The organism is Leuconostoc sp. XM4 (assembly GCF_055698815.1).
Window position 1 is genome coordinate 1,804,795 of sequence record NZ_CP134507.1, and the last position, 12,032, is coordinate 1,816,826.

Annotated in this window: 10 protein-coding genes; 4 read left to right on the forward strand and 6 right to left on the reverse strand. The window is 38.5% G+C overall.

Translation table 11 applies throughout. From position 1 onward, the window contains the following. Positions 1-48 precede the first annotated feature (48 nt). From RHP64_RS09130 to RHP64_RS09145, 4 genes are all read right to left on the reverse strand, one after another. Positions 49-1,107: a PTS sugar transporter subunit IIC gene (locus tag RHP64_RS09130; RefSeq protein ID WP_025268495.1), complete on the reverse strand. Its 1,059-nt coding sequence runs from the start codon at positions 1,105-1,107 to the stop codon at positions 49-51. A gap of 34 nt (positions 1,108-1,141) precedes the next feature. Further along, positions 1,142-2,131 carry a D-2-hydroxyacid dehydrogenase gene (locus tag RHP64_RS09135; RefSeq protein ID WP_025268496.1) on the reverse strand — a complete coding sequence of 330 codons (990 nt, stop codon included), beginning with the start codon at positions 2,129-2,131 and terminating at the stop codon, positions 1,142-1,144. Then, complete coding sequence (locus tag RHP64_RS09140; protein WP_025268497.1) at positions 2,128-3,321, reverse strand: aminotransferase class I/II-fold pyridoxal phosphate-dependent enzyme; 1,194 nt, start codon at positions 3,319-3,321, stop codon at positions 2,128-2,130. Before RHP64_RS09140 ends, RHP64_RS09135 begins: the two co-directional genes overlap by 4 nt. A gap of 275 nt (positions 3,322-3,596) precedes the next feature. After that, entirely contained in the window at positions 3,597-4,187 is a 591-nt protein-coding gene (locus RHP64_RS09145; RefSeq protein ID WP_011680410.1) for a nucleoside/nucleotide kinase family protein, read from the reverse strand. 116 nt (positions 4,188-4,303) lie between these two features. On the opposite strand from RHP64_RS09145, the gene RHP64_RS09150 reads away from it, so the two are divergent. Then, complete coding sequence (locus tag RHP64_RS09150; RefSeq protein WP_025268498.1) at positions 4,304-5,704, forward strand: APC family permease; 1,401 nt, start codon at positions 4,304-4,306, stop codon at positions 5,702-5,704. Positions 5,705-5,755: 51 nt separating this feature from the next. Here RHP64_RS09150 and ezrA read toward each other — a convergent pair whose 3' ends face one another. Next, complete coding sequence (gene ezrA / locus RHP64_RS09155; RefSeq protein WP_025268499.1) at positions 5,756-7,471, reverse strand: septation ring formation regulator EzrA; 1,716 nt, start codon at positions 7,469-7,471, stop codon at positions 5,756-5,758. Between the two features lie 305 nt (positions 7,472-7,776). Between ezrA and rpsD the strand changes: the two genes are divergently transcribed. Then, positions 7,777-8,388, forward strand: coding sequence for a 30S ribosomal protein S4 (gene rpsD, locus RHP64_RS09160; protein WP_011680413.1), 612 nt, complete (start codon positions 7,777-7,779; stop codon positions 8,386-8,388). 124 nt (positions 8,389-8,512) lie between these two features. Here rpsD and RHP64_RS09165 read toward each other — a convergent pair whose 3' ends face one another. Then, positions 8,513-10,222, reverse strand: a complete 1,710-nt coding sequence (locus RHP64_RS09165) for an ABC transporter substrate-binding protein (protein WP_025268500.1) — start codon at positions 10,220-10,222, stop codon at positions 8,513-8,515. A gap of 110 nt (positions 10,223-10,332) precedes the next feature. Between RHP64_RS09165 and RHP64_RS09170 the strand changes: the two genes are divergently transcribed. Both RHP64_RS09170 and RHP64_RS09175 read left to right on the forward strand, forming a co-directional pair. Beyond that, complete coding sequence (locus RHP64_RS09170) at positions 10,333-11,562, forward strand: MDR family MFS transporter (protein WP_462785046.1); 1,230 nt, start codon at positions 10,333-10,335, stop codon at positions 11,560-11,562. Positions 11,563-11,656: 94 nt separating this feature from the next. Next, positions 11,657-12,031, forward strand: coding sequence for a DUF1694 domain-containing protein (locus RHP64_RS09175; RefSeq protein ID WP_011680416.1), 375 nt, complete (start codon positions 11,657-11,659; stop codon positions 12,029-12,031). Position 12,032: the final 1 nt, after the last annotated feature.

Sequence of the window (12,032 nt, forward strand, 5' to 3'; positions counted from 1 at the left end):
ACCCCTTCCCTCCTTTTCGTTCTTTTGCCTTTACCTTTACTTAAGTAATTACTGCAACGTTAGCTTGAGATCTTCTGCTTTAATCATTTTTAACTTAGTCATGAATAACCATTTTAAAACTGTGGCGATAATAACAGGAAGTATGACAAATACCAGCAGAATGCTGAATATAGATACAAGACTTTTGTCTGATTCCGACCAAGCCGTCAACGGACCGACTAATCCAGAGAATCCAAATCCTGCGGAAAATGGCGTCCCTTTGATATTCAACATAGTTGCTACCGCCCCCATTATTGCCGCACCAATACTTGTTGGTATAAATAGTTTGGGTTTCACTAACATATTTGCCATTTGAATTTTTGGCGAGCCAACAAAATGCGCCAACGTACCACCAATGGGATTCACACTAGCGCCCATTAACGCTAATGTAAAACTTGCCACTGTAATTCCTGCATTAGCAGCGCCTGATCCAACTCCTGCCAGGCTAATAGCCATTGCAATACCTACCGAAGATAACGGGGAAACAATAAGAAAAGCAAAAATCACCCCCAAGACCGCGCCCATTACTAGTGGTGTTAATTCAGTAGCATAAGCGACGCCATCCCCTATCCATGTTTGCAAGACACTGATCGGCTGTAAAGTCATCAGCCCAATACCGCCGGCAATAACCGCTACAAATAATGGCTGTAATAATATTTTAAAATGTCCAAAAGATTTCTCAGTGAACTTCACCAATATAGATGCCAAAAACGCTACGAGCAAAATATTGAGCATCACACCGCTACCAGAAATGATTGCGCCATTGGCTGTGCTTTTCACAACACCAGCAGAAACAAACATCGAAAGCGCGATGGCGCCTGAATCAATTACTGTCAATTTTAAAATTTGACCCACAGCAAATCCTGCTACTAATGGCAATGTACTTTGAATCAGTGTCGTCATAAACGCAATCTGGGTAGCAATTTCGTTACCAGAAAACAATAACAGTAATTGACTGACCAATGCACTAGGAATTAAAGTCAAAACTACACCCAAGCTCGTACCATTCAATATATCAATAATGAATTTTTTTATTGTTGCCGCGGAACTATTTTTAACTGATTTCATATTTCTTTCCTATGTATGCGCCGAAGCGCTTAATTTAAACTTCGTGTGGTGAAGATTGTCCGTTTAGTATCATTAAAGTATCATCTAACGAAATGTCAACCATGTTCTTGACGGCTATGTTAGTAAAGAAGCCAACATGTGGCGTAATAATGACGTTTGACATTGATAATAGTTTTTGGATGCGTGCATCTTGCACCCCCTGATCATGTAAATCGTGATTGAAAACACCGGACTCATTTTCCACCGTATCCAGTGCCACGGCACCCACTTGACCATTCTCTAAAAAAGTAATTAAATCACTTGTGTTGATAACTGGGCCACGCGAAGCATTTATTAACAACACACCCTTTTTCATTTTTAGGAAATCCGCCTCAGAAAGCAAATGAATTGAAGTTTCATTTAAATCGACATGTAAACTGATTACGTCACTTTGTGCCAATAGCTCATCTTTTGTAACGTAGGTAATCACATCACAAAGTGAAGCATCGCGGTCTGTATCGTAACCTAAGACATTGACACCAATACTATTTAGTAGTTTTGCCAATGTCCCACCAATTCGTCCTACACCGACAATGCCGATAGTAACAGAGTGAATTTCTCTCGCTTGAAGACCTGTCCAGCGAAAATCATTGTTAGCAATCCGTTTGTCAAATTCTGGCGTATGACGCAATAATCTCAGGATCTGCATAAGCGCCATTTCGGCTACTGATCTTGGTGAATAGGCTGGTACATTTGTTATTTTCAAACCAGCTTTTTTAGCCAGATCAACTTCAATCATGTCATAACCAGCAGTCCGTGTCGCTATTTGAGTTATTTGTTTAGCAATATGATGATAAAATTGTTGATCCCCACCAATTTTTGCAGTTTGTTGTATGACTAATCCGTCAATTTCTGTTAAATCAGGTAGTGTTTCAGGATGGAAATCATCACGAGAAATCACTATTTCCACATTATTCTTTTCAGCGTAGTGACGAATAGCCTGCTCTTCGTCACTACGCACACTTGTCATCAATATTTTATTCATTTACCATTTTCTTCCATATAAGCAGTCAAACGGTGCATAGCTTTTTGCAATGTTTCAATGGATGCCGCATAGCTTAGTCGAACATACCCTTCTCCTCCAGGACCAAATGACGAACCTGGAATCAAAGCTAGACCATTATTTTGAGCTAAATCACGAGCAAAAGCAAAATCATCCTGAATATAGCCAGCCGGTATTTTAGCAAAAATATAAAATGCTCCATCTGGTTTAGCAACTTTAAAACCAAGTTGTGTCATTGTGTCATAGACATAATCACGTCGTTGAAGATACTCAGCCTTCATGACTAACGTATCTTGCCGCCCTGCCTCTGTTCCTAACGCCTCTGTAGCTGCAGCCATAGCTGGATTAGAGGCAGTTGTTGTTGCAAATTGGTGAATCATCGCTATTTTTTGAACCAATTGTGCTGGGCCAGCCAAAATACCAATGCGATAACCAGTCATTGCATGTGATTTTGAAACACCATTCAGCAAAATTGTTTGTTCAGGCAAATATTTAGCCATTGATACATGACTATTTTCATATGATAGCTCAGAGTAAATCTCATCGGAAATAACAATAATGTCAGTACCACGCAAAACATCTGCAATCGCTTTTATTTGTTCATCATTGTAAGTAACCCCAGTTGGATTAGATGGAAAGTTTAATACAACAGCTTTGATATCATCCCCATGCTTGGCAATTGCAGCCTTGAGCATCTCTGGACTTAACACAAAATCATTTGAAGAAGTGTCGATAAATACTGGTTCAGCACCATCTACTAATCCCACTGCTATATATAATGGAAAAATCGGTGTAGGGAGTATTATTTTATCCCCCGGATTTAATATAGTTGTGAGCGTATCATAAATAGCTTCAGTTGCCCCTATAGTTACAATAATTTCGTTAGTAGGATCGTAATCGATATCATAACGGTCTGCCAAAAATCCAGCCGCAGCCTCACGTAAATGGATCGTACCATTTGATGCAGCATAGTGTGAATCATTTGCTTCAATCGACCGAATTGCCGCTTGTTTGATGTGATCGGGTACATTAAAATCCGGTTCCCCTAACGTCAGCTTAATAATATCTGGAATCTCACTCACCTCAATATCAAATGCTCGAATAGCAGATGGACCAACAAGTTTCAAATGTTGATTGAGATTATTCAATAACGAGGGTTTTACTTCTGGCATAATTTTCTCCCTAATTTAACACAAAACGCACATCCAGAAAAAATTCTGAATGTGCGTTTGCTCAAATGTAGATGAACTCACTAGGCATTCAGAGGGTTAATCCGAATACCTACGCAAAATGCCTTAAGTACTTGGATAGTTAGCCAAAATACTTAAAGTAAAAATTTGCTGTAGTTTTGTTCATTAAATGTGACATTGTGTTAAAACCTTTTTTATTTTTATGAGATTAATTTTAATATTAATTCCATCATTTGTCAAGTTTCTTATTAACAAAATCACATTTTACCTTTTTTGGGAAGACTACGGCCGCTCATAATATCATTGACAAGTAGATCGAGACGTACTTTAGTTTTTGCCCAATCATCGTTCGCTAGTTCGTAGGCAACATTCTTCAGTTCTTTTGGCAAAGTTACGTCGCGTAAAAATTCTGGCGAGGCTATTCGTTGTTCAACCACTAATGGATCATCTCCTCGAACTTGCACGCGGTCAATTAACATATCAGGATGCGTGACTGTAACGAAAATGATTACAGCTTGTTCACCTAGTTCCTGAGAATACGTAATAGCCCCCGCAGTGTCCAAGACAATTGTTGCATATGGATTTTTTCCCCAAGCGCGCTCTAATGCCTCGTATGATGAGCCGTACTTATACCCAGCATACTGCACCCGTTCCAAATAATGATTCTTTTCAAAACTATTATCAGTTTCAAAATAATAGGCTATGCCGTCCTCTTCCCGCTCCCGCGGGGGGCGCGTTGTATGCGTTAAAACTCGTGGCATCCGATATGTATCTTGCAAATAGCGGGCAATTGTTGTCTTACCGACACCTGTGGCACCAGTAATTACAAAAACTTTGTTATTTTTCATCATTCAAATTCCTTAGTTATTATTGTATCGTAAAACTATTTATAAAGTTCGACAAGTATACTTGAAATTGATAAAATAGCTGGTGTACAAAAACTATTAAAAATGGGAGAACTATTATGTCACTTCTTGCACGAGCTTTTAAGCGGGAATCTGTTGATAATTACCTGAGTGCAGATTCACATATGTCGCGTGTTTTAACAACGCGCGACTTAATTAGTCTAGGAGTAGGCACAGTCATTGGTACAGGAATATTTATTTTACCCGGCCACGAAGCCGCTGATCATGCAGGTCCAGCAGTCGCTATTGCATTTCTAATTGCTGCAATTTTCTCTGGATTATCAGGTATGGCTTTTGCTGAGTTCTCAGCAGCCATGCCAGTTGCTGGCTCAGCTTACTCATACGGGGGTGCTATTTACGGAGAAATCATTGGTTGGCTATTGGGTTGGTCATTAATTGTTGAATATTTCTTAGCAGTATCAGCAATTGCAACCGGATTTTCAGCCTACCTTGGTAATTTATTAGCTATATTTGGCATTCACATCCCTAAATATCTATCTGCCGGTCCAATGGAGGGCGGAATTGTCAATTTATTTGCAGTATTAATTATTTTATTCGTCGCTGCTATACTATCACGAGGATTAAACACCTCAAAGAAAGTTGAAAATGGCGCAGTCGTTATCAAAATTGCCATTTTAATCTTGTTCATTGTTGGCGGATCATTTTTTATTAAAACAAGCAATTATGTACCATTTTACCCTAAAGAATTTCACAGTGGATTTGGCGGTTTGAACGGAATTTGGGCCGCAACCGCCAGCATTATTTTTGCTTTTCTAGGCTTTGATACCATCGCCGCCCACGCTGCTGAAGTTAAGAACCCACAAAAGACAATGGCCAAGGGTATTGTTGGTACGGTTATTATTTCAGCCCTATTATATACACTCTTCTCTATAGTGTTAACGGGAATTGTCAATTATAAAAAACTTGGTGTTGATGACCCAGCAGCATTTGCTCTGCAAGTTGTCCATCAAACACAGTTCTCTATCGTCATTACTATTGGTGCGTTAATCGGTATGTTCACAGCTGTATTAGCCTTGATCTATGCTTCATCCCGTTTAACTTATTCCTTCGGGCGTGACGGTTTGCTCCCCCGCAGCCTAGGTAAAATATCACCAGGATCGCATTTACCAGTAAATGCACTAATTTTGGCAGTTGCCGTTGAGGTTATTTTTGCGGGCCTTATCCCCCTCAGCACATTGGCTAGTTTAATTAATGCAGGTACTTTAACAGCATTCGCCTTTATCAATTTTGGTATCTTAATCCTTCGTCGTCGTAAAGATTTAGCTCACGATGGTTTCAAAGTACCTGGCTATCCAATTGTACCGTTTATTGCAGGTATGATAAGTTTGTTCTTTATTACACAGCTATCTGACGAGACACTCAAAATGTTTGGCCTCTGGTTACTACTTGGTGTTATCTGGTACTTCTCCTATGGCATTAAGCATTCTAAATTATCATAACCTAACATAAAAGGAGCCACCGCTCAATAGCGGTGGCTCCTTTTATTTTTACTATACTAATGGTGTTTTTCGACGCATGTATGAATCAACTAATCTTTCATAAACACCCGGTTCAGCACTGTCAAGAGCTGAGCCGAGGATATCCATTGCCTGCTTGAAATTATAATCCCTCTCGTAAAACATCCGTGCTTGCTCGCTTGCAGCAGCAACACGCTCATTCGAAGCACGATAACGATTAGCATATTGTAATAGCTGTTCCGTCAGTGCAGCCTGATCAACAATTTCTTCTGTCTTTTCTTTTAATGTATCAATGTCAGCTGATACAATGTTCAATTGACGTTGTACCTCATCCATATCAATCAAATTTGTATTTAATGACTTAGCGAGACGCTTTAATTCGTTTGATACAGCGTAAAAATATTCTAGATAAGCGACTGGTAAGCCAGGCAAATTCATCCGTTCAACAGCATGCTTAATGGCTTCAACTTCTTTTTGGTATTGCCCACCCAGCTGTCTAGCTGATCGGTCAGCTTTTTCTAGACCAGAAATTTTATCCCAATTGTCTACCTGTTGTGTCTCAATTTCTTCAAACTGCTTCAGCAATTTTTCTTGCTGAATTTGCAACTCACTGTATGATATTTCTTTGGCCTCAAGCAAATCATCATTATGATTAATTTGCTCCTCTGCCATGTTGATTTGTTCAAGTAAAGTACGTCGTGTTTCCAACTCTTTATGATTAAATTGGAAGCTTTGACCTAATCTATCCAGCTCGATCGATAGTGTCTGATTCTGCTCACGCAGACGTAACAAATCAGAAGATAGACGATCGGCATTTTTAGTGACGTGCTTGCGCGCCGTTACTTCCGTTTCCATCGTTTCGTACATTGCATCAATGCGCTGTTCGATATATCCAGTTTGTTCCGTTACTTCCTTTAGCTTCAAATCTGCTAATAAATTCAAAACTTGCTGACGTTGTGAGTCAATTGCTTGAAGTTCTTGCTCCACGCTATCGTTTGGAAAAACATAACCGGCTTCTACAAGCTTAGTGTGCCCTTGGGCTAGTTCATTTAATTGATCAACATACTTAATGTTTAATTGATCAAACAAATCTGGAATATCAGCCATCATTTTTTCCATTTGAGTTGTTTCCATCGCTAATTGCTCATAAATATCAGAGGCCGTAGCGTGGTCACCATTCTCTGTTAACTCTGTAAACTCATCGTAGTCTGCTTCTAATTGACTCAAAAACTTATCTAGAGCAGGGTTAGCTGGTCCAAACTTAAAGTTTTCAGCAAGCAAACGCTTACGCAATCCTTCATACTTCTTCTTAAGATCGTTGATTGCCTCGCGATGCTCTTCATCAGTTTTCTTTAAATCAAGCAGACCAGCCCGCACATCTTTAATGGTGGTTTCCGTATCATCCACCATACCTTGCAAACGTTCTAATTCATTACGCGTTTTAATAAAGTTGATGCCTCGAGCCTCAAAAAGTACTAAATTAGCTTGTTGATCAATTTTCAAAAACTTATTATTTTGAACATCATTAAAAGAACTCTCAAATTTCTGATAGTTCTTTAAAGACTGACCTGTTAAAGGTAACTTTCGTCCCTCGACAAGCTCTTCGCGAACTTTCAAAGATTCAAGCTGATCTTTTCTTGCTCTGAGGTCACTAACTTTTTTGACCGTAGTTCTTTGCATCACAAATATTGCTAAATAAGCGATGACAACCAAAAGTAATATAATTGCTAAGACTGTAAAGTTAAACATATGGATAGTTTCCAACCTTTTAATTTTCACTTTCCATCTTAGCACTTATACGATTCAATTAAAGAAGATTTGCTAAATCTCAAATCGTTTACAATTTTCTTAACAATTTGCTATTCCTTAATGGTTCTGATATTATGTAATAAGTTGTTAAATTGAGTAGCAGTAAGTAAAGAAGCGCGTCAACAACGCCCCAAATCGTTAGTAAGGCCATAGCTACTGGCTCTGAGAAACGTCAAGATAGGCGCTGCACGCATCTGGTACTTACCCTCAAATGTACAGCATAATACATTTTGGAGGACATATACATGTCACGTTATACAGGTCCAAAGTGGCGTATCTCACGTCGCTTAGGTGTTTCATTGTCTGGTACTGGTAAAGAATTGTCACGTCGTGCTTACGCACCTGGTGATCACGGTGCCGGCCGTCGTGCTAAAATTTCTGAATACGGAATGCAATTGCGCGAAAAGCAAAAGTTGCGTTTTACTTACGGTTTGACTGAACGTCAATTCAAAGCTTTGTTTAACAAGGCTGGTAAGATTCGTAAGGGTACTCATGGTACTAACTTCATGATCTCATTGGAACAACGTTTAGATTCAGTTGTTTATCGTCTCGGTTTGGCAACAACACGCCAACAAGCACGTCAACTTGTTAATCATGGTCATATCTTAGTAGATGGTAAGCGCGTTGATATTCCTTCATACAGCGTTCAACCTGGACAAGTTGTATCAGTTCGCGAAAAGTCAAAGAACATCTTGCCTATTCAAGCTGCTATCGAATCAGTTGTGGCTCGCCCACAATTCGTATCATTAGACACTGAAAAGCTTGAAGGTTCACTCGTTCGTTTGCCAGAACGTGAAGAGCTAGATGCTGACATCAACGAAGCGTTGATCGTCGAATATTACAACCACTTGGGTTAATATTTTAATTCTTAGTTGGTTGAAACGTCACCATATTTGGGTGACGTTTTTTAATTTTTATTAGTAACGAGCAAAAAGGCAGCCTGATTTTGGGCTGCCTTTTTGTGCGAACTTTTTTATTCGTTTAATTATTTATTTCTGGCATTTTCCAAGCATTTTTATAATCATATTGATACCCTTCATTTACTAAAAAATGATGGACATATATTTCTCGAACAGCATGAGTCGTGTAAAATAAGATGTTTTGTTTTATTAGCCAATTATCAATTTTCAAATAAATAAGATGTCGGTCTTTTTCATTTTCAGTTTGTTTGAAAAGAAAAATTAAATACTGAAGTTGTTCTAATAACGACGGCGTTAGCATTCTTTGTACAAGCAATGTCGGACTACTAACAAATTCAATGTACGCAAATTCATCGAGGTTCATGGGAATGTCAGCCAACATGACTAAGTCTGCATTTTTTTCTAAAAATTCAGTATAGTAATCTGTAGCAAAATTATAGTAAATTATTTCCATGTTCAATCCGATTTTCTTAGCACGCCTTTGAATCCATTTTGAAAGTTCTTCAGCTTCTTTTGAATGTGATAACGTAGCTAGAACGACAGGCTCCCCTTGATAGTTCGCTTGATTTAATTTTTTTTGAGCCTGCGCTAATGTTTTATCCCTTCGTACTGCTGAATCACGAGAATCATAATGACTGGCAGGAATTCCGCCAATGCCATCGTAAACTCGTGTATCAATAACATGATATAAAGCTGATCGAACGAATGGTTGTTGAATTATTGTTGGGCGTTTTAAGTTGGAAATAATAAACTCTGCACCAGGAAATGTATGCTTCTTTTTCACATAATCATGATTGCCGTAATCCGCCGGATTAAGGAGACCTGACACAACTTTCCAGTCATCTACTAAATAATAAACTACTTCATCTATCATCGGACGCAACCCGTAATAATCATCAAAAGCCGCCAGTTTGAACGTCGTATCAGTACTTTCCGTCACCTGAAATGCACCTGTCCCCACCCAATGAATTTCATCAAATTCAACATCACAATCAACAATAACATATTTTGCATCAACAACATATCTCACGAATAAGGGTTCAGGTGCTGAAAATTTGAACTGGACAATATCATCTGCTAGCAAGATGATATCCACTAAATTAACAAGTTGCCAGTACGATTCCCCCACTTCATTTCGAACTCGTTCAAACGTGCGTTTCACATCAACCGCTGTCATCGTTTTCCCATTATGAAATCGTACCCCTTTGCGCAAATAAAACGTCCAAACGGTGGCATCGTTATTTGACTGCCAATGGTGAGCCAATCCAGCTTTCAATCCTTCATCGAATTGAACTAATGTATCTCCCAACTGCAAAACTAATTGATACTCACGTCGAATGGCCACTTGAACAGGATCTAAAGTAGTAATAGGACGTGTCGCCAGCTGTCTTAAAACACGCTTATTTTCACTATACGTTTGTATGCCTAAAAAATTAGTGAGATTTCCCCGAAAAGATGCCAGCCAGCTGGCAGGTACTGATAATTTTAGCAAGTAGAAAATCGTTATTGTGTCCTCAGTAACAATTGCTTGCTTCATCTCCATAATCACCTCATCTCTGAAGCTACTTTGAAAAATGATTTGCGTTAGATGTCCACGCCCTTGTCCGGGGTAATAATGCAAAAGTTTTTGCTCTTCATAAGCGCGTAAACGACGTTTAACCTGCTTTGTTGATATCGACCAAAACTTAGCTAATTCAGAAATACTGATAGTTAGTTTTTGCCCAAATTGTTGATATGTCATTCGTAAATCAAAGTATGTCTGGTCAATCATTAATTTCACTCACCTTTTAAAGTGGACATTTTTCTATATAGATGTCCATTTTAATATCTAGATGTCTATTTTATAATCTTAACATATCGTTTGAAAGTAGGATAAACAATATGTGGAAAAATTTACATCCAAACATCAGAAAAAGAATCCAAATTGAATTTTTAAGTCGCCTCGGAAGTTCTCTCATATTTCCTTTTATGTCGATTTACCTTTTTCATGCTTACAATGCACAAATCACCGGTGTGTTAATGATGATAAATATCATCATTTCTTTTCTAGCTGGCATTTATGGTGGATACTTAACGGATGTATTTGGGAGACGACGTTTACTTCTTTTTGGGGAGTTCATTAAGTTATTGGCTTCTATTGGTATTGTCTGCGCTAATCTACCCGTTTATCATTTTCCTTGGCTTACCTTCGTGATGATGTTTCTTGGAAATATTGCTAGTGGCTTGATTAGCCCAGCTAGCGAGGCAATGCTCATCGACGTCTCAACTGAAAAAACACGTGCCTTCATGTATGCCATCAATTATTGGGCGAATAACCTGGCATTGATGATTGGGATGATCATTGGTGGCTGGTTATTTGAACGGCATTTCTTATTACTTACTACTATTCTAGTCATCATAAATATTAGTTCGTTACTTTTGACCAAATATTTAATTACTGAAACCCATGAACAAATGGTTAATATAAAAAGTCACGTTGGGTTTCAGTCTGTATTTCATAGTTATCAGATTGTATTATGCAATGTTCGTTTTGTTATCTTCACATTAGGTGGCATCTTATTACTTAGTGTTGAATTTCAACGCACTAACTTTATCGCCATTCATTTGGCACAAAGTTTTATCCATACAAAATGGTTGGGTATATCATTTGATGGTGTAAAAATGTTAAGTCTATTGACAAGCATTAATACAGCTATTATTGTTTTGTTTACTGCACCAATATCTCGTTGGATAACTAATCGCAACACGAAAAAAATATTTGTAATGGGTACTACAATATTTACGTTAGGCTACGCTCTGCAAGCATACGTCAACACGCTACCCTTATTAATTTTTTCAAGCTTTATATTATCTTTTGGTGAATTGATGTATGTCCCAACACGTCAATCAAAATTAGCCGATTTAATGCCAGAAAATAAACGTGGCGCCTACCTTGCTTTTAATGGTTCAATTTTTCAATTAGGAAAAGTCATTGCATCATCAATGCTGATTGGCGCCCCATTTCTTGGTTCGTTTGGTATAGCTACCGCGATTATTTTTCTGGGCTTAGGAGCGATTATCTTAACTCTTTGGGCATTACGTTTAATACCAGATAACCAAAGCAACATGTAGGTTTAGCATTGCGCCCCATTGACTGAGAGTTTAGGTACAAATTAACGACTAAGATAACGTATAATAGAAGTATCAAATATTAATGGAGAAAATCATGGACGTCAATGAACGCTTACAACAAGAACAGCTTGGTAATGGCAGCCCAAAAATTAACCCTGATGAGCAAAACCGCTATCTTGGCACGTTCCGAGAACGTGTCATTGTCGCAATTAAGGTATCTCAATTGGGCAATTCAAACATCCAATCACAATTTGCCGCATCACTTAAATCACATAGCATTGGCAAGGTTCTAATTGATCAGCAACTTGCCGGCGACTATTTTTCAACGTATGTTGGTTTAGCAACGCAGAGCAAACATAGTTTCACCTTGCTTTCCGACTCTACAAAATCCGCACATCAAGAAGATCCAATTGCAGTGGTACTAGCCGCTAATACTGCTGTCAACGTAGATAATATTTACTTAGGATAAA